This is a genomic window from Paenibacillus sp. FSL H3-0469 (assembly GCF_038051945.1).
In the GTDB taxonomy this organism is placed as follows: Bacteria; Bacillota; Bacilli; order Paenibacillales; family Paenibacillaceae; genus Paenibacillus_AQ.
In genome coordinates this window covers 6,756,292-6,776,091 of record NZ_CP150302.1, presented here as the reverse complement: position 1 = coordinate 6,776,091, position 19,800 = coordinate 6,756,292, and the positions used below count along the sequence as shown (strand labels likewise).

The 19,800-nt window shown below is 55.5% G+C and carries 11 protein-coding genes; 5 read left to right on the top strand and 6 right to left on the bottom strand.

The window, feature by feature from the left end; translation table 11 throughout:
• Positions 1-90: 90 nt before the first annotated feature.
• From NSS83_RS29405 to NSS83_RS29385, 5 genes are all read left to right on the top strand, one after another.
• Positions 91-6,810 carry a hypothetical protein gene (locus NSS83_RS29405; RefSeq protein WP_341347039.1) on the top strand — a complete coding sequence of 2,240 codons (6,720 nt, stop codon included), beginning with the start codon at positions 91-93 and terminating at the stop codon, positions 6,808-6,810.
• A complete protein-coding gene (locus NSS83_RS29400; RefSeq protein WP_341347038.1) occupies positions 6,807-8,492 on the top strand; it encodes a DUF11 domain-containing protein in 1,686 nt (561 codons plus the stop codon). The genes NSS83_RS29405 and NSS83_RS29400 overlap by 4 nt, the downstream gene beginning before the upstream one ends.
• Positions 8,493-8,606: 114 nt before the next feature.
• On the top strand, positions 8,607-9,767 hold the full coding sequence (gene yhbH / locus NSS83_RS29395) for a sporulation protein YhbH (protein ID WP_341187861.1): 1,161 nt from the start codon (positions 8,607-8,609) through the stop codon (positions 9,765-9,767).
• 325 nt (positions 9,768-10,092) lie between these two features.
• Positions 10,093-10,425 (top strand): PadR family transcriptional regulator, encoded by a 333-nt coding sequence (locus NSS83_RS29390; protein WP_036692768.1) that lies wholly within the window; start codon positions 10,093-10,095, stop codon positions 10,423-10,425.
• Entirely contained in the window at positions 10,425-11,000 is a 576-nt protein-coding gene (locus NSS83_RS29385) for a DUF2812 domain-containing protein (RefSeq protein WP_341187860.1), read from the top strand. Before NSS83_RS29390 ends, NSS83_RS29385 begins: the two co-directional genes overlap by 1 nt.
• 478 nt (positions 11,001-11,478) lie before the next feature.
• On the opposite strand, the gene NSS83_RS29380 is transcribed toward NSS83_RS29385, so the two are convergent.
• From NSS83_RS29380 to NSS83_RS29355, 6 genes are all read right to left on the bottom strand, one after another.
• Complete coding sequence (locus NSS83_RS29380; RefSeq protein WP_341347037.1) at positions 11,479-12,984, bottom strand: alpha-glucosidase/alpha-galactosidase; 1,506 nt, start codon at positions 12,982-12,984, stop codon at positions 11,479-11,481.
• Positions 12,985-13,136: 152 nt separating this feature from the next.
• Positions 13,137-14,033, bottom strand: a complete 897-nt coding sequence (locus NSS83_RS29375) for an AraC family transcriptional regulator (protein WP_341348780.1) — start codon at positions 14,031-14,033, stop codon at positions 13,137-13,139.
• A gap of 471 nt (positions 14,034-14,504) precedes the next feature.
• Positions 14,505-15,164 (bottom strand): Type 1 glutamine amidotransferase-like domain-containing protein, encoded by a 660-nt coding sequence (locus NSS83_RS29370; RefSeq protein ID WP_341347036.1) that lies wholly within the window; start codon positions 15,162-15,164, stop codon positions 14,505-14,507.
• A gap of 112 nt (positions 15,165-15,276) precedes the next feature.
• Positions 15,277-17,457, bottom strand: a complete 2,181-nt coding sequence (locus tag NSS83_RS29365) for a methyl-accepting chemotaxis protein (RefSeq protein ID WP_341347035.1) — start codon at positions 17,455-17,457, stop codon at positions 15,277-15,279.
• Positions 17,458-17,574: 117 nt separating this feature from the next.
• On the bottom strand, positions 17,575-18,423 hold the full coding sequence (locus NSS83_RS29360; protein ID WP_341347034.1) for a sugar ABC transporter permease: 849 nt from the start codon (positions 18,421-18,423) through the stop codon (positions 17,575-17,577).
• Positions 18,420-19,733 (bottom strand): ABC transporter permease subunit, encoded by a 1,314-nt coding sequence (locus NSS83_RS29355; protein WP_341187856.1) that lies wholly within the window; start codon positions 19,731-19,733, stop codon positions 18,420-18,422. Before NSS83_RS29355 ends, NSS83_RS29360 begins: the two co-directional genes overlap by 4 nt.
• Positions 19,734-19,800 lie beyond the last annotated feature (67 nt).

Here is a 19,800-nt window from a genome sequence, read left to right as displayed (position 1 = left end):
ATCCTTCTATTTCTCGCTGAAACGGTACCGTCCTTTACAAGGACGGCAAAGCCGTTTCCACTTGCTGTCAGAGCTTCTATTCAAAAGGAGGTGAAAATTATTCCTCTAGTCGTTCGGTCTACGGTTAATGCAACAGGCGCCATCACTTTCACAGGCAACACACTGGGACTAAGCCGCTCTGAAATTGCCGGTGTACCGGGTACACAGGACAGTATCGGAGGCTTCTCTACGATCAATACAGCTTCTGTATACGGCACTTACCCTGCCGGCACTACCAGTTTATATCAGAGCAACAGTTCAGCAGCAGTTCTAGTACTCCCTGCCGGAAGCACGGTTCTGTATGCCGAGCTGATCTGGGGCGGTTCCTATGTTAACGGCACCGTCAATCTCACCGCGGCAATCAACAACCCTGTATCCTTTACTACACCGCTCGGGAACACGGTCAGTGTCACCCCCGATTCAGCCACAGCCAATTCGGTGGATCTGGGTGGCGGGGCACTCGCGTATGTCCGTTCCGCCAATGTCACCAGCACCATTCAAGCCTCCGGTGCCGGAACCTATGTCACTGGCGGTGTAGTCGGGACTATTGTTATTCCTGGTGATTCCACTGCCAACCATGCGGGCTGGACACTTGCCGTCATCTACCAGAATCCGTCGCTGCCCTTCCGCAACATGTCTCTGCGCGCAGGCGCAGTCCTTGTCCAAGCCTCCTCGGCTCCGGTGGTCACCACCATTACCGGCTTCGCCACACCGGTTACCGGCGCGCTAGGCGGACGTATCCAGTTCAGCGCCCAGGAAGGAGATGCTAACCGCTCGGGTGACCAGGCGCTTTTCGGCCCTACCTCCGCCACCCAGGTCGCCTTGTCCGGGCCTAACAACTTTGCTAACAACTTCTTCGCCTCACAGATTAACAATGATGCCGGCAATCTGAATACGACCGGAACGTTCGGTACCCGCAACCAGACCAACGGCAGTCCGGGCTCCAACATTGTCGGGGGGCGGCAGGGATGGGATATCACGAATGTGGATGTCTCTGCGCGTCTGGTCAATAACCAGTCCTCTGCACTCCTGACCTTGACTACTTCAGGCGATGCGTATGTCGTTAACGCCAACGGGCTGCAAATTGACATCAATGCTCCCAAGATCTCCTTGACCAAAAGCGCAAATGTCGCCGGTACTATCGTAGGCGATCTGGTCACCTACACCGTAACGGTCAACAATACCGGTACGGCAAGTGCAGCCAGTGTTGTATTGTCGGATACCTTACCGGCAGGTCTTACTTTTGTCGCAGGAAGCGTGGTGGTGGCCGGTGTTTCCAGGCCGACTTATGATATAACCTCCGGCATCCCGCTGGGATCGCTGGCCCTTGGCACTTCTATAACGGTTACCTATCAAGCCAGAGTGACTTCCTTGCCGAATCCGCAGTTCGTTCCCAACACAGCCACCGCCGCCTTCACCTTCCAGAGTGTGGCCGGAGGCCCGATTGTGAGCGGGGTTATTCCATCCAATACACAATCGCTGCCGGTATATTCTCCGGTTCTCGGCATTGTCAAGAGCGCCAATACTACCAACGCAACCGTCGGAGACCAGATTCTCTACACTCTGCAAATCTCCAATACCGGCAATATCGGCGCCACTACTACGCTCACGGATAACATTCCTGCAGGCAGCTCCTATGTTCCGGGAAGCTTCACGGTAAACGGTACGCCTGTGGCGGGTAATCCCGCCGCCGGGATCGCCATCGGCACCATCGCAGCAGGAGGAAGCTCGACCGTCCAGTTCCGCGTGCTGGTGAACAGCCTGCCCTCTCCTCCGCAGCTCGTTGACCAGGCTACAGCCGCCTATACCTTCCTGGTTCCTGACGGGCGGACAGTGAACGGTACGGCAGCCTCCAATACGCTCACCATACCTGTCAGATTGCCGAATGTCGCCCTTGTCAAAAGCGCCAGCTTCCCGGATGTCGCTGTAGGCGATACCCTGCAATATACGTCTGTGGTTACTAATAACGGAATCGTCGCCGTCACGAATGTTGTACTCTCTGATCCGATACCCGCGGGCAGCACTCTGGTGCCGGGAAGCGTGGTGGTGGCGGGAACTGCCCGGCCAGCTGCTGATCCGGCTTCGGGGATATCCGTAGGCACCATTGCGCCAGGGACCAGCGTAACAGTAACCTTCCAGGTGAGTGTCAACTCTGTGCCGGGAAGCGGCCAGCTCGCTAACCAGTCATCGGCCTCTTACAGCTCTGGGTCCTTCAACGCCATCACACAGTCCAACACAACCTTGACTCCCGTATACCAGCCCGTGATCGGTATTACCAAAAGCGCAAGCCCCGGCAGCGCCACGGTTGGGGGAAATGCGCTGTATACCCTGCAAGTCCAAAATACCGGCAATCTCGCAGCAACGGTAACCTTAACTGACACGATTCCTGCCGGATCTGCCTTCGTCGCCGGAAGCGTCACCGTAAACGGCGTGGTCCGTCCGTCAGATTCTCCGGTAAGCGGAATTCCGCTCGGGTCCGTAGCACCGGGAGCCGCCTTGACCGTAACCTTCCTCACCACTGTTCAATCCCTGCCGTCTCCGGCAACCTTGACGGACCAGGGCAGCAGCAGCTACACCTATCAGTTGCCCAGCGGACGCTCTCTGTCCGGTGGAAGTGTATCCAATACGGTAACTATTCCGGTCTCTGCCCCGAACATCACGATTCTCAAAAATGCCAATCTCACCTCTGTGGCTGTAGGCGAATATCTTACTTACACCGTCTCTGTATCCAACCCCAGCGGTGTAGCTGTTAACAATGTAGTGCTGTCTGATCCGGCTCCGGCAGGCAGTGCCTTTGTAGCGGGAACTGTCACGGTGAACGGAACGGCCGTACCCTCTGCCAATCCTAATGCCGGGATTGCTCTCGGTACACTTGCTGCGGGCGCAACAAGCATCGTTGTCTTCCAGGTTAATGCGACCTCTATTCCAAGCCCGCCACAACTGAGCAACCGGGCCAGCGCCTCATTTACGGCCGGCTCATTCAGCGGAACAGCCCTGTCTAATACAGTGTCTACCCCGGTCTTCATTCCAGTCATTGGACTTGTCAAAAGCTCAAATCCTGCGCAGGCTTCTGTCGGCAGTCTGCTCTCCTTCTCCATCCTGGCCAGCAACACCGGCAATATCGCGGCCATGCTGAATCTGACCGATGCCCTGCCGCCGCAGACGGTATTCGAGACCAACAGCGTAAGTATAGGCGGAACGCCGCTGCCGGGGTACAGTCCCTTAACCGGCATTCCGGTGGGTCCGCTTGCTCCGGGTGACAGCGTCGTAGTCAGCTTCCTTGTTACGGTTACTGCGCTCCCCCCGAACCAGCAGCTGCCCAATACCGCAGCGGCCTCCTACACGTTCACCCTGCCGGATGGGCGTCAGCTTGGCAGTAACACCGTGTCGAACACCCTTACCGTACCCGTCTCGGCACCAAATGTCAGTGTGGTCAAAAGCGTCAATGCCATTGATGCCGTCACCGGTGATATCCTCACCTTCACCTCCGTGCTGACGAATAACAGTATTGCCTCTGTCAGCAACATCATTCTCAGCGATCCCTTGCCAGAGAATGCAGCGTTCCTTCCCGGAACCGTAATTGTCGGCGGCGTCTCCCAGCCGTTGGCAGTTCCGTCCGCCGGCATCCCAATCGGCAGCCTGGGGCCTGGAGCCTCCGTTGCCGTCACATTCGAGGTGAGAATAACCATGCCGATTCCTTCACAGGTCAATAACCAGTCGACCGTCAGCTTCACCTCCGGGGTCTTCTCCGGCTCTTCATCGTCCAATGTTACCACCACACCGGTCACACAGCCGCAGATCTCGCTTGTCAAAAGCGCCAGTGACCTGAACGCCACAGTTGGCGATACGGTCATTTATACCGTTGTGGTCAGCAATACCGGTAACCTGGCCGCCAATGTTACGTTAACCGACAATATCCCGGCTGGTACTACCTTTGACCCTAACAGCGTTATTGTCGGCGGTTTTCCTCAGCCGGGGGCTGCACCGGATACCGGAATTACTGTCGGAACTGTCGCTCCCGGGGCAAGTGTACCGGTCAGCTTCACGGTCTTCATCGTGTCCCTGCCGTCCCCGCAGCAGCTGGTCAATCAGGCAGCTTCTACCTATACCTTCACACCGCCTGACGGCCGGCTGCTCAGCGGCAGCGCCGTCTCCAATACCGTAACCATCGCCGTCTCTGCCCCCAACCTGTCGGTGGTCAAGAGCACCGCTTCCACTTCAGTAGCAATCGGTGACACCATTGCCTATTCCGTCGATATCACGAATAACGGGGCAGACCCGGTAAACAATGTGATCCTCAGCGATCCAACACCGGATGGAGCCACTTTTGTGCCCGGCAGCGTGTCCGTGAACGGGGTTCCGTTCCCTAATGCCCATCCGGCATCAGGGATTCCAGTCAGTACGCTTGCCTCTGGTGCCTCAGCCGTTGTCTCTTACAGTGTCACCGTCGCCTCCGTACCTGCAGATGCCTCCATTGATAATCAGGCGAGCGTCACTTATACCTCAGGTGTCTTCGCCGGCTCGACCTTCTCCAACCCTGTGGCGGTCCCCGTCTTCCAGCCGGTGATCGCAGCAGCCAAAGCTGCAAGTACCACCAATGCCACAGTCGGGGATACCGTGACCTACACCATTAACATCAGCAATACGGGCAACTATGGAGCCAGCCTGACGGTCACGGACAATATTCCGGCCGGGACTACCTTTGAGGAGAACAGTGTGCTAATCGGCGGGCTGCCTCTGCCGCAGGCTAATCCCTCCACAGGAATTGCCGCAGGCACCATCGCTCCGGGAGCGGCTGTAGCTGTCACATTCTCGGTGGTCATCACTTCATTGCCATCGCCGCAGGTTCTGGTCAACCAGGGAACCGTGGCTTCCAGCTTCACCTTGCCGGACGGAAGAACCCTGGGAGGCTCTTCCCTCACTAATACCGTGACCCTGCCGGTCTCGAACCCGAACCTGGCTGTCGTCAAAACTACCGCAACCACCGCAACCAATATCGGAGACACCATCTCGTATTCCGTAACCTTAACCAACAACGGTATTGCGACAGTCAATAATGTGGTATTCACGGATGCTCTGCCTGCCGGGACCGCCTTCGTTCCGGGCAGCGTGCTCGTGGATGGCGTGGCACGCCCTGCGGCTTCACCGGCTACGGGGGTGACCATAGGCAGTATCGCTCCCGGGGCTTCCGTCACAGTGGCCTTCAACGTGACGGTTACAGCACTGCCTCCTTCCGGGTTACTGAACAATCAGTCCTCAGCCAGCTTCACTTCCGGCGCCCTGTCCAGTGCGGCCTTCTCCAATATTGTGACCACTCCGGTATTCCAGCCGATCATCGCCGCAGCCAAGAGCTCCAGCGCTCAAAATGCAACGGTAGGCGACACCATTGTGTATACCGTCAATGTAAGCAATTCAGGTAACTATGCGGCCTCAGCCACGCTGACCGATACGATTCCGGCAGGTACAACTCTGGTTCCGAACAGTGTGCTGATTAACGGCTTTCCTTCTCCGGGTGCTGATCCTGCTACCGGAATCACCCTGGGCAGTATTGCAGCCGGTGCAGCGCTGACTGTAGTGTTCTCCGTAGTGATCGACACGCTGCCGGCCAGCCAGCAGCTTAGCAATCAGGCCATCCTCGCCTTCAACTATACGCTGCCGGATGGACGCGTCTTCAACCAGTCCGCCAGCTCGAACATCAATCTGATTCCGGTATCATCGCCGGATGTTCTTGTAGCCAAGAGCACTACTGTAATTGATGCAGTCCCGGGGGATACCGTTCCGTACAGCATTGCAGTCACCAATAACGGCATTGCACCGGTTAATAATGCCGTGCTGAGTGATCCCATTCCGGCCGGCTCTTCCTTTGTGGCCGGCAGCGTAGTCGTGGACGGCACTCCGCTGCCCGGGGGCAATCCGGCAAACGGGATTTCGCTCGGAACCATAGCTCCAGGAGCTACCGTTCTGGTTACCTTCAACATCCTGGTTAATACACTGCCCAATCCAGCCACACTAAGCAATCTGGCTTCCATCAGTTTCACCTCCGGCGCATTCTCGGGTGCCTCTTATTCCAACACGCTGGTCACTCCGGTATTCCAGCCGGTTATCGGCATTCTGAAGGCTGCCGATACCACGAATGCGACGGTGGGAGATACCGTCACCTATTCACTCAGCGTTACCAATACAGGCAATCTTGCGGCTGTCGTCACCTTAACAGACTCCATCCCTGCGGGAGCTGTATTCATTCCGAACAGCGTACTGGTTAACGGCCAGCCCGTTCCCGGCGCTGATCCGACTACCGGAATCAACCTGGGTACAGTTCCAGCGGGCGCTACTGTTACCATGCTCGTCACCCTGCAGGTTACGCTGGCTTCCCTGCCTTCACCGCAGCAGCTGGTGAACCAGGCCGCCGCAACCTTTACCTTCACGCCGCCGGATGGCCGCTCGCTCTCCGGATCTGCTGTATCGAATACGCTGGTCATCCCCGTCTCTTCACCGGACGTAACCGCAGTTAAGAGCACTCCGGCTGTCGATGCGGTTGTCGGTGATATCATCACTTATACGATTGCCGTCACCAACAACGGCATTGTTCCCGTCAACAACGTGGTCCTCGTTGACCCGATCCCGGCCGGCAGCCAGTTCGTTACAGGCAGCGTAACTGTAGACGGCACTCCTCGTCCCGGAGCAAATCCGGGCACCGGTATCCTGATCGGAACGATCGCACCGGGAGCAACCTCAACGGTAACCTTCCAGGTCCAGGTCATCGTCATATGACAGACGGCTCACGGCTCCAGCCTGTCGTAAGTAATCAGTCCATGGTTCTGTACAGCTCAGCAGAGGGCACCGACTCGGTTACCTATTCCAATACCGTCAATACGCTTGTCGTGGGCCCTGTGTTATCGCTGCAAAAGCAAGCAGACCGCCCGAGCGCCTCCCTGGGGGAGACGCTCGTCTACACTGTGACCGCCAGGAACAGCGGCAATACCGGGGCAGTTGTCACCCTCACGGATGTGCTTCCTCCGGGCGTCTCGTTCATTGCCAATAGTGTGCTTAGAGACGGAGTCCCCCTTCCGGGGGTTACTCCATCTTCCGGCATTCCCCTTGGCCTGCTCGCTCCTCATTCGGGAGTAAGTATCGCCTTCCAGGTCATTGTCATCTCGCTTCCGCCTTCACTCGAGCTGGTTAACAGGGCGGTGGGCACGTATTCCTTCAATACACCTGAAGGCAGAGCGGTAAACGGGGAGATCCGTTCCAATCCGGTTAGTGTCTCCCTGCTGTCTTACCAGTTGTCTTCCCTGCTCTCAGCCAGCACCCCCACAACCTTCATTGGGGATGTCGTCACTTATACCCTTCAGCTCAGGAATGAAGGCACCCGGCCGCTGACCGGAGTCATTGTCACGCTTCCCGTTCCGGAAGGCACCACCTTACTTCCCGGAAGTGTTATCGCTGGCGGGATTTATCAGCCTGAGGCCGACCCGGCATCAGGCATCGGGCTGGGTTCGCTCCCTGCAGAAGCAGTCTCCGAGATCTCCTACCGTGTCCGGGTGAGCTCGAATCCTCCAGGCTCGGTGATTCTGGCGAACGCACAAATCTCTTATGACGCTAACGACACCAGAACCTCGACCACAAGCAATACGGTTCAGATTACGGTCATCCAGCCTGGATTATCGGTAAGGCTGAAGGTTGATCTCTACAGTGCAGCGCCCGGCGACAATCTGCGGTACGAGTTCACTGTGAATAACAGCGGCAATCTGGCTGTGAACGCACGGCTCACGGACGCCGTTCCGCCCAGCGTACTGTTCGTCTGGGACAGCGTCCGTATTGACGGGGTTCCTCAGAGGGGCGTGCGCCCCGGAGACGGAATCCCGCTGGGCACCTTACGGGCAGGCGCTGTTATGGTGATTGATTTTCTCGTATCTATTCCGGGTGCCACCGATATCCGCCAGACTCCGGCCATTCAGAATCAGGGAGTGGTCCAGTATACATTCTCCCTGCCGGACGGGCGCAATGTCGGGCAGGTCTCCCGCTCGAATGCGGTGACCACGTTGCTGTTCACGCCCATCATCTCGATCCAGATTGAGGGAGAGCCGCCCGTTGTCGAGCCTGGAGGCATCGCAGAATTCAACATTTACGTGTCCAACAGCGGGAATTATCCGGCTGAGGTCTCCGTGATCCGGATTGTGCCACAGGGTGCCGTCATTGATCCCGATATCGTTACAATAAGCGCCATCACTGTACCCGGTACGCCGTATAGCGGAACCGTTGCTCTGGGAACGCTGGAAGCGGGGCAGACTTCCACACTCACTTATTTTGTCAAAATAAATGCGGATTATATGGGCAAGGATCTTCAAGGCTCTACGGCCGCCCTGTATCTATTCACCATCGACGGACGGCGGTACTCCGGCGAGGCCCGTTCTAATACCTACAAGCTGCTCCTGGAAGAAATCAGTGAATAATACAGCTCACATATCCCCCATCTCCCTGAATATACTTTAGTTACAACCTGCTGCTTCGTCTTAGTCTCCGTAGTGACAATACCGAATAACACAGTCCATGGGAGGTGGTCATCCTTGTCCCAGCCGTCCGGTCCATACACTTTTGTCGTCTCCAAAGAAGACTGGTCCCTTCACCGCAAAGGCCATCAGGATCAGGAGCGTCACCAGCAAAAGGTCAGAGAAGCCATCAAGGGCAATCTGCCCGATCTGGTTACTGAAGAGAACATTATTTTGTCGGGCGGCAAGCAGATTGTGAAGGTGCCGATCCGCAGTCTGGATGAATACCGGATTATTTATAATTTCCGCAAGCAGAAGCATGTCGGCCAGGGGGACGGGGAGAGCCAGGTAGGCGATGTCCTCGGTCGCGATTCCCAGTCGGCCCAGCCGGGCAAAGGGGATAAAGCGGGCGATCAGCCCGGAACAGATACCGTTGAAGCCGAGGTCGATCTGGAGGATCTGGAGGATATTCTGTTCCAGGACATGGAACTGCCCCATCTGAAGCCGAAGGATAAGGAAGAGATTGAGGTCAAATCGATTGTCTTCAATGATATCCGCAAAAAAGGCATGATGTCGAACATCGACAAGAAACGAACATTACTGGAGAATCTGCGGCGCAATGCCAGCAGCGGCAACCCTGGAATACACAGCATCAGCCCCGATGATCTGCGTTACAAAACCTGGGATGACATCACGGTTCCTCACTCGAATGCCGTGATTATTGCCATGATGGACACCTCGGGCAGTATGGGCACTTTTGAAAAATACTGCGCCCGCAGTTTCTTCTTCTGGATGACCCGCTTCCTGCGCCGCCAGTATGAGAAGGTGGATATTGTGTTTCTGGCCCATCATACGGAAGCCAAAGAGGTCAGCGAGCATGACTTCTTCACCCGGGGCGAGAGCGGGGGGACGATCTGCTCCTCGGCGTACCAGAAAGCCCTGGAGATTATCGACAGCCGCTATCCGCCTGCCAAGTACAACATCTATCCCTTCCATTTCTCGGATGGCGATAATCTGACCTCCGACAATGAGCGCTGTGTCAAGCTGATCGGCGAGCTGCTGAAGCGCAGCAATATGTTCGGCTACGGTGAGGTGAACCAGTACAACCGCAGCAGCACCCTGATGTCCGCCTACCGCCACCTGAAGCAGGAGCAGTTCATGCATTATGTGATTAAGGATAAGAAGGAAGTGTATCAGGCGCTGAAAGTTTTTTTCGGCAAAAAGGTTACTGAAGCTTAAGCAGCTTCACTTCAGGACTGTCAGTCGAGCAACGAGCAATTAAGCAGTTAAGCCATAACCGCTATGCGCATTCTTGCGCTGTGAGTTCCCGCCCCGCCCTGCCGCTTCTTGCGGTGTGCGGGGTTTTTGTGCGGTTTTTTTGTGCTGGCTTGGAACTTGCGCCGCATAATTCTGTTGACTATTATATCGTCAGCCGATATACTAACTATATCGGTTGACGATATAACGACAGATGGTATACCGTCAGATGCTATAACGCCGAAGGATACAAAGGAAATGACCTGGTCTGTGGAATGAGACCCAAAGATGCAAGATAAGGAAGGTGATGGCATTGTCCGGCAACAATGAATACGGGGCGCTGACCGAAGGCGTCTATTATATCCTCTTGTCCCTGCTCACCCCGATGCACGGCTACGGCATTATGCAGAATGTGAAGCTGCTGAGCAATCAGCGCGTAGAGCTGGGGGCAGGCACGTTATACGGAGCGTTAAGCACGCTGGTGGAACGGGGCTGGATCAAGCTGCTGGCCGGTGGAGAAGATTCACGCAAGAAGGAATATCAGATTACGGAGCTTGGCAAATCGATAGTCCAGAGTGAAATGACAAGGCTTGACGAGTTGCTCACAAATGGAAGAAAGCTACTGGGAGGCGAAGTGTAATGAGTCAGGTGGTACGCAAATTTTTCATGGATTTCGAGAAGGAAGAAGCGTGGCTGAATGAGATGTCGGCCAAGGGATGGGCACTGGTGGAGCATTCTTGGGCCCGTTATGTGTTCGAGGAGAGCGCCAAGGGGGAGTATATTTACCGGATTGAGCTGCTGGAGAAGGACCCTAAGGAGGCGGCCGGCTACTTGCAATTCATGGAAGAGACCGGAGCCGAGCGTGTGCCGTCCGGGCCTCCTACCAAGGCCAATCGTGCATTTATGAACCAGCGCTGGGTGTTCTTCAGAAGGAAGGCCTCGGAAGGCCCCTTCCAGATCTATACTGATGCGGATTCCAAAATCAAACACTATCAGCGAATCTATAAAGTCTATCTGTCCCTTGCGTTCCTTGAGCTGATCATCGGCTCCTTCAATATCATGCTGATTATGCTGAATACTTCCTCTAACATCTACAAAATCAACCTCATCGTGGGAGTGTCCGTTATCATTCTGGGCCTGTTCTTCGTGTGGCTCAGTTTGCCGGTCCGCCGCAAGATTGCGCGGCTGCAGCAGGAGAAGCTGATTCGGGAGTGAGGGGCTGGTTTACAACCTTTCAATAGACAGTGTCACGGCAGCTAACAACAGGACAGATAACAAGTGGAATAGTGCTGCTTATTTCTTCAATTTCTTACGATTACAGGTAAACAAGTGGAAAAACAGCATCTGCTAGGGCCGGTTTTGCTCCAAGGGGGCGCTCTGCAAACATTTAAGTGTTGTTTTTCCAACTCTTGCCGGAGTATCGTCGATCGGTTCGATAACAAGTGCCCAAAATCCACCTATTCCCCCATTGCGGCAAGCAGAGCAGTTTATCGCATACATCTGGCCCAAGCGCCTACCCTGAGTAAATTGTGTTCGGTTTTTCGCATACACATACACCCGGTCCCTGCGCGCTTACCCACACCTCTACCAAAATAAAGGGCTATCCCAAGCAGTCATTTCATGACTTTGGGACAGCCCTTATTCCAATTAACATTCGCTTCGCCCAGGCTTATGCCTACTCCACCCGCTCCGCTTACTGCACCTTCTCGCGGTCCTTGCCCTTATCGGATTCCCCGGCGTTCTTGTTCGCGGCCTCGCGGTCCTGCATCATTTCGTCCACCGTCTTCACCTTCAGCCGGGCAGCGCCTTCGTTGTCCGCCTTCGTCGGGATCAGATCACCGGAAGCGAGGCGCTCCTTAGCTTCCGCAATGGCTGCGCTGTACTGCGGCAGCCACTGTTCTCCGGCCACCAGCATCTCGTCAACCATCTGCCAGATCTCCTTCGGATTGCAGACGGCACCGACCAGCGGGTCCATCATGAACGCCTGGCGCAGCAGCTTGTCGTCACCATGCACAGCCGCTTCCACCGCCAGTCGCTGCACGGAGATGCTGACGTTACAGACTGCCGCAAGGCCCAGCGGCAGGTCGCCGACCAGCGGCATCGAAATGCCGTTGCGGTCCACGTAGCCCGGCGCTTCAATAATAGCATCAGCCGGCAGATTGGAGATGACACCGTTATTCACCACGTTAAAATGTCCCCGGTAGACGCGTCCGGTCTCCAGTCCTTCAATAATGAACGAGCCATGCTCCTCGCCGCGCTTCTCCGGGATATACTCCATCGCCGGGTCCTTCATCCAGTTCGGAAAGTCTGTCTCGAACCAGTTGCGGCCTTCGGTACAGATCCGCAGGTAGCCGCCCGTCTCGCCGTTAATCCATACCCCCATATCGATCCAGTCCATGATCTCCTCGGGGCGCTTGCGGTACCACGGAACGTATTCGCTTAAATGGCCGTTCGACTCTGTGCTGTAATAGCCGAAGCGGCGAAGCATATCAATCCGCACCTTCTCCGTGCGGCTGTAATCCGGATGCTTCTCAAACGCCTCCAGCAAGCCCGCTGTCAGATCCTTGCCTTCATGCTTCGCAGAGATGTACCAGGTCTGGTGATTGATCCCGGCACAGATAATATCCACCTGCGACTTCTCCAGGCCATACACCTGAGCAATCTGCTGATGTCCATGCTGTACACCATGGCAGAGCCCGATCGTCCGCACACCGCCGTATTTATTGCAAGCCCAGGTCAGCATCGCCATCGGATTCGAGTAGTTCAGCAGCAGCACATCCGGCGCAGCTGTCTCACGGATATCACGGCAGATCTCCAGCATCTCCGCAATCCCGCGCTGCCCGTACATAATCCCGCCTGCGCAGAGCGTATCTCCTACACACTGATCCACGCCATACTTCAGCGGAATATCCACATCGGTGGCGAAGGCCTCCAGGCCCCCCACACGAATAGTACAAAATACGTACTTTGCCCCCTTGAGCGCTTCCCTGCGGTCCGTGGTGGCAGAGATGGTGATATCCAGACCATTCTCCTTAATATCCCGCTGGCACAGCTCGGTGACCATATCCAGGTTATGGCTGTTTATATCCATGAAGGAAACTTCAATATTACGAAATTCCGGCACAGTCAGCAGGTCGCGCAGCAGTCCGCGGGTGAAACCGATACTGCCTGCCCCGATAAAGGTTACTTTAAAAGACATAATAATCATCCTCCGGCAATGAATTATTGACTCCTGTTCATTGTAGCAAGGAGGCTGCCGGAAGCGTAACCAATATCATGACCATTTTGCAGATAACCTGTCAACAATCCTAACCTTACGTGCAGAATAACAAGCCCGGAATGGACACGCAGCTATTCTTCACTCCAATAATGGCGTTCGATAGAGTTGCGGTATTCGATAGGAGTGCAGCCTGAATACTTCTTGAATAGCAGATGAAAATACTGCCTGCTGCTGATCCCCACATAGTCGGCAATCTCTGCTACCGGAATCTCGCCCTGTCCCAGCAGCATCCTCGCCTTCTCCATACGCAACTGGTTCAGGTAGTCCGTCAGGGTCTGCCCAGTATGCGTCCGGAAGATACGGTGCAGATAGCCCGGGTGAACATTCACAGAGAGCGCGACTTCCTTAACCTGGATGCTCCGGTCATAATTCTGGTGCAGGAACTCGATGGCCCGCCGCACGTAGAGCTGTGAAGGCTGCTGGCTGGACGGGAGCGACTCCATGCGCAGCCGTGCCAGACGCAGCAGCAGCTCCGCGAAAAGCAGATGCACCATGCTGCTCCCCTTCCGCCCGCGTTGATCCAGCTCCAGCACCAGCGCTTTTAGCACATGGAACACCTCCTCCTGATCTGACAACACCAGACTGTCGAACGGATGCCGCAGCAGCTCTGCCAGCACCTCCTCCTCCCGGGCCAAGCTGCCGATGGAAGGAACTACGCCCCCGTATTCGGTAAAAGCAAATTCCACATTCAACATCCGGCACGAGGAGCCCTCCTCCACGATCAGCCGGTGCGGCACCTCCGCATCCAGCAGAATCATCTCTCCCCGCTTCAGCCGGAAGGGTGTATCGCCGCCCGTTTCATCCCGTACCTCCACCACACAGCTGCCAGAGATAAGATACATGATCTCCGTAGAATTGTGATGATGGTAAGCCATCGTGTAATTGCTCCATTGCTTGTAATAGTAAGCCAGAAAGTGCGGACTGTAATCCCGCTCCAGCAATCCCTGCGCAAAAAGACTTCCGTTCATCTCCGCCACGCCGCCCGCCTCCCCTCTCCCAGTATCGATAGCACAAGTGTATCGCTTGAGCGAAGGCAGGACAAGCAGCGGGGTGACCCCCTCTACCATCCACAAGTCTACGCTCCGGCCCACGCACCTCTCGCCAGCTGATTGTGATCGGTTTTCCGATTACATTCCGCCCACGCACCTCTCGCCAGCCAATTGTGATCGGTTTTCCGATTACATTCCGTCCACGTACCCCTCGCCAGCCAATTGTGATCGGTTTTTCGATTACATTCCGCCCACGCACCTCTCGCCAACCGATTGTGATCGGTTTTCCGATTACATTCCGCCCAGGCACCTCTCGCCAACCGATTGTGATCGGTTTTCCGATTACATTCCGCCCACCGCTTCCTAGCCTGCTTACGCCCTACATACCCAGGCTTCCCGGCGCAAAAAAAAGAGCAGAAGGCCCGCGCCCTCTGCTCCCGTTCATCATCCTCAGTGGATTCTTGTCAATATTCCATTCACCAGACTATACATCCCGCCGCCCTCTATCTCTTCGGGCTGTCCATTCAGCAGGTAGATGCCGGTCTCTTCGTCAATGCCGTAATTCGGCAGCTCGCCGAGGGTACGGACCGCTGTCCGTAAATGCTCCTCCTCATCCCACTGGGTGAAATGAACGGATAGCAGCAGCTCCGGAATCAGATTGAGTCCCTTGCGGTGTTTGAATTGTCTGCTCTCATTATCCTTGGCGGAAATTACGCAGCGCTCCGGGCTAATCAAGGCTCCTGCGGAGAATCCCGCAACCGGTATTCCGGACTCATAACGCTGCCGGATCTCCTCGCCGATAGGGGTATCCACAATGAGGTCGGCATACAGATCCGTATCCCCGCCCCCGATGACGATCCCGCCGCAGGTCCTGAGACTCTCTATAGCAGTACTCACCTGAGTCGATTTCAGCGGCAGATAACAGAATTCGGCTATCCCCGCGTCAGCCAGCGGCTGCATGCAAGCAGCCATATAGTCCGGCCAGTCTTCCCCTTCTTCAAATAACACAGCGACAGGCTCTGCGGCTGCTGTCATCGTGCTTACGAACCTCCGTGCCAGTCCACGGGTAAACGGCGGACCGCCCCCGTTCAGAAATAAATGCTTGTCCATGACATCACCTTCAGTATTCAGGATATCCTGCATCTAACCTCATCCATCTTATAGAAAAGCGCAGGCCCCCGCAATATGCTTCCTCACCCGCTCCCCTTATCCTTTTGTCCCTTTAGCCCTGAAAAGAAATCATCGACTGCTTCAGCTGCTCCGCCAGCTCCTCCAGCCTGTGCGACAGGGCGACCAGCTCCCTGCTGACCGTGAATTGCTGTGAGGACATAGACGCTACCTCTTCCGTAGAGGCGCTGGTCTGCTGCACTACCGAAATCACACTCGCCATGGATTGTCCCAGCTGCTGCTGGTATTCAGCCAGTTCGGAGACTGCCGCCGAGGATTGGTTCAGAACTCCGCTGAACACCTCCATCTCGGCCCTTACACTCCCGAAGATGAGCGAGGATTCCCGGACCGAGGCCAGCTGGCTGTCAAACATCGGCGCAGCCTCACTCACAACCTTGACCGTATTCTCGATATGGCCGCTGATCTCCTCGGTAATCCGGGAGACGGAGGCAATCGACTCGCTCGATTGATTGGCCAGCCCTCTGATCTCATTGGCAATGACAATGAAGCCTCTCCCGGCGGCACCGGCGCGCACGGCTTCAATCGATGCGTTCAGCGCCAGAATATTCGTCTGCTTATTCATCGCAATCATCGGGGAGAGGATGCTGCGGATCAGCACCGTGCTGTCGCGCAGCATGGCTGAATTCTCTTGAATCAGGTCCATCAGCTTCAGCACACCCTCGCTCTGCGATACCAGCTTCTTCATCCGCTCCGCTCCCTGGTCACTGACCTCCATCACCTTCTCTGCGGATGCAGCCATAACTGCATTGTTCTCTGCTACTTCGCTAGTCTTGCCGCCCATCAGCTCTACTTTGGCATTGCTGCTCTCGGCCTCGGCTGCCAGACTGGCCGCTCCCCCGGCGATTTCGCCGGTAGCCGTTGCGACCTCACTGGCCTGACCGCTAATCGCACCGGAAGCGGCAACGAGCTGCTCTGAGGTCGCTAATACCTCCGCAGCCGAGTTGCTGCTCTGCCCGGCCAGCCGGGAGATCTGCTCCATCATCCGGTTGAAGCTGTAGCCCAGCCGCCCGATCTCATCCTGACCCTTGAAGCTGGTCCGTACCTGCAGATTGCCCCGTTCACCCTCTTCCATCAGCCGGGCCAGCTTGCCGAGCGGTCGGCCGATCAGCCGCACCAGGACATAGCCGATGACCAGACCAATTAGAGCGGCAGCCAAGACTACCAGCAAGGTAATATAGAGCAGCCGGTCGGCCGATCGGGTGAAATCACTCACCGGAGCGTAACCCATCAGCGTCCAGTCCGCCGTACTCAGCGGCTGGTAGACTACAAGCTGCGGACTCCCTTGCTCATCCCCGGCCGTGAAGGACCGCTTCCCGTCATCCCCCTGGCGTGCTCCGGCCGGCTCTTGTCCCTCACTCTCCCGTTTCCCGGTCAGATCCGGCTCCTCACTCTTCCCCGCCGCAGGCAGCTTCTGCTCCTCCTTCTTCTGCACTCCGGTCTGTGCTCCGGCCTTCAACTCTCCGGTATGTATGTAAGAAGCCTGCCCGAGCAGTGCATCGTCAGCACTGTAGGCAACCCGGCCCGAAGAATCGAGGATGCGGATCTCCCCACTCAGCCCGATATGCAGGTTGGACAGCACATCCGTCAGCGCCTGGCCCTTCACCTCGATTAGCATGTAATACTCTGCCGCCGGGTTCTGAATATTCCGCAGCAGACGGCCCATCGTCATAGCGGACTGGCTGTACGCATCGAAGAAGCCTTTAGCCCGGACAGGGAACCAGACGGGATTGCCTTTAGCGTTATCGATCTCCTTCATCCGTGCAAGGATGCCCTCATCACTTCGTACACCGCTAATCCCCGTCGATTTGTAGGATTCGGCGTCCACCATGCTTCTTGCGACCAGCCGGACACCCAGCAGCCGCTCATCCGATCCTCTCACGGAGTCCAGCTTGCGGCGTATCCGGTCCTCTGCGGCCGCCCGCGCAACCGTACCGGCGGTTGGAAGATTAACCGTCTCCATGTCAGCCTTTAGCGCCGGATCTACAGCGAATTGCCTGGAGAGCGCTTCATATTCAGCGAACAGGAAATCCAGCTTGTCCGCCGCCTGGACAATGGACTGTGAGGAGGCAGCTGCCACCTCATCGGTAATGATCCCTTTTGCCGCATAATAGGAGGTTAAGCCCAGAACGGAGGACAACAGGACAATAGTACAGAACAGAATTACGAATAACTTGACGCCAACCGAGCTGAAATTAATGAATCGCCGCTGCCGCATTACATTCTCCCCTTATCATCCAGATCACGATTTCTCCACAAAAGAAAGGTGCAGCCCCTCAGAACTGCTTCAAGGCCGCACCCGTTATTCGTACATACATTGTCTAATTGCTATTTCCTATCCCTTGCTTGCCCCCGCCGTCAGCCCGTCAACCAGCAGGCGCTGCAGGAAGCCGAACAGAATCATAATCGGTACGGAGATCAGCACGGCACCCGCCGCAAACAGCGTGAAGTTGGAATTCTGCATCGTATTGACCATATCCCACATCCCCACGGCAACCGTCCAGTTCTCCTTGGTCCGCAGAATCAGCTTGGCGAAGATGAAATCCACCCACGGGCCGACAAACAGGGTCAGCGCTATATAGGTGATCATTGGACGGGACAACGGCAGGATAATCCGGGTGAAAATCCCGAAGTTGCTCGCCCCGTCAATCCGTGCGGCTTCGTCCAGCGAACGCGGAATCGTGTCCAGGAAGCCCTTGGCAATCAGCGTTCCACCAAGCGGCGCTCCGGCCGCATAGACGATAATCAGCGCCAGATGGGTATCCAGCAGATTGAACTCCTTCAGCAGCAGATAGATGGCAATCATGCTCATGAAGCCCGGGAACATCCCGAGAATCAGCAGTGTGGACATGGTAGTCTTACGGCTTTTGAACCGGAACCGGGATAAGGCATAGCTGGTCAACAGCGTCAGCACGACCCCGATCAGCATCGAGAACACCGCAATCTTAAGCGTATTCCCATACCAGGTGCCAAACATATAGACCGGTGAGGTGAACAGCTCCTTATAGTGGGCGAGAGTGAATGTCTCAGGAATCAGCGTCTTGCTGTACAGGGATTTACCCGGACGGAACGATGCAAGCAGAATCCAGAGTGCCGGATAGATTGCAGCAACCGCCAGTGCAACAAGAACGATATAGCTTAAGAAGAGACGAATAAAATTCGCTGCCTTGCGTCCGATGATCATTGAATCATGTCCTCCTCTTGGAACGATTTGGTCCGGCGGTAATTGTACAGGGAGAACCCGGCAACAATGATGAACAGGATGATGCCGATTGCAGACGCCATATTATTCTTGTTCTGATCCAGCGTCAGCTTATACAGCCAGGTAACGAGCAGATCCGTTGAACCCGCATACTGGTAGTTCCCGTTCACCGGGTTCCCTCCCGTCAGCAGGAAGATCGCATTGAAGTTGTTGATGTTACCGGCGAACTGCATAATCAGTGTAGGCGCGGTAGAGAACAGAATCATCGGCAGGGTGACGATGCGGAATTTCTGATAATTGGTCGCACCGTCCACCTCAGCCGCCTCATACATATCGCGCGGAATGGTAGTCAGCACTCCCATAATCAGCAGCATGGATACCGGGATACCCACCCACATGTTCACGACAATAACTGTCACTTTAGCCCAGAACGGATCAGTCAGCCAAGGCAGGCCGCCTAGTCCGAAGTAACCCAGGTACTGGTTGATCGGGCCGAACTGCCCGTTGAACAGGTTGCGCATCAAGAGGAGCGAGATCATCTGCGGAATGGCGTAAGGAATGATCAGGAGCATTCTCCACATGCCCTTGAAGCGGATACCTTTTTGGTTAATCAGCAGGGCAACCAGCATCCCGCCGAAATAAGTAGTTACAGTCGAAAGAACCGCCCAGATAATCGTCCAGGTAAGTACACCGTAAAAGGTATGGCTCCATGATTTCAGCACCAGCAGATTGCGGAAGGTCTCGAATCCAACCCAGTCTACAAGCTTTGCCGGAGGAATGTGGTTCGGTGCAGCATAGTTGGTAAAGGCCAGCATGATCATAAAGATGATCGGCATAATGGTGAAGAACAGAATCCCAAGTCCCGGGAGCAACAGGAAGCTCTGGGCGAATTTATAATCCAGAATATAACGTACGGATTGTTTAAATGTATGCGATGGACGGCCGTTTTCGCGTTCTGCTCCGATTTTATAGGCATCCCTAATATTCATGTACCAGACAATCAGGAATAACACAAAGAACAGCAGGGTAATCAGGCTTTCAATCAGAATGACGATGGAATGGTCCCCGGGAACCATTTTGGCAATCCCCTTGACCTTTTCCAGACGGCTTGGCGATTCCCCGAGTGTGGTGATCCCCCAGAAGGCTCTTCCCAGATTGCTAATGAAATAGATAAGTGCCACAGCTTCTACAGCTATGAACATAAGCCCTTTGATGAATTGGCGGTTATATATTTGTCCCAATCCCATAAAAATGGCCGACAGTATTCCAGCTCTCGCTTTGTGTCGCTGCATTTCCCTTCCGTTCTCCTCTCCGTGCGGAATTCAAGGAAACTGCCCGCCGCAGACTATGCGGCGGGCA

Coding starts and splice junctions, on each gene's coding strand:
- NSS83_RS29400 (WP_341347038.1), top strand. CDS start 6,807: ATGACAGACGGCTCACGGCTCCAGCCTGTCGTAAGTAATCAGTCCATG.
- NSS83_RS29390 (WP_036692768.1), top strand. CDS start 10,093: ATGGCATTGTCCGGCAACAATGAATACGGGGCGCTGACCGAAGGCGTC.
- NSS83_RS29385 (WP_341187860.1), top strand. CDS start 10,425: ATGAGTCAGGTGGTACGCAAATTTTTCATGGATTTCGAGAAGGAAGAA.
- NSS83_RS29380 (WP_341347037.1), bottom strand. CDS start 12,984: ATGTCTTTTAAAGTAACCTTTATCGGGGCAGGCAGTATCGGTTTCACC.
- NSS83_RS29375 (WP_341348780.1), bottom strand. CDS start 14,033: ATGAACGGAAGTCTTTTTGCGCAGGGATTGCTGGAGCGGGATTACAGT.
- NSS83_RS29370 (WP_341347036.1), bottom strand. CDS start 15,164: ATGGACAAGCATTTATTTCTGAACGGGGGCGGTCCGCCGTTTACCCGT.
- NSS83_RS29365 (WP_341347035.1), bottom strand. CDS start 17,457: ATGCGGCAGCGGCGATTCATTAATTTCAGCTCGGTTGGCGTCAAGTTA.
- NSS83_RS29360 (WP_341347034.1), bottom strand. CDS start 18,423: ATGATCATCGGACGCAAGGCAGCGAATTTTATTCGTCTCTTCTTAAGC.
- NSS83_RS29355 (WP_341187856.1), bottom strand. CDS start 19,733: ATGCAGCGACACAAAGCGAGAGCTGGAATACTGTCGGCCATTTTTATG.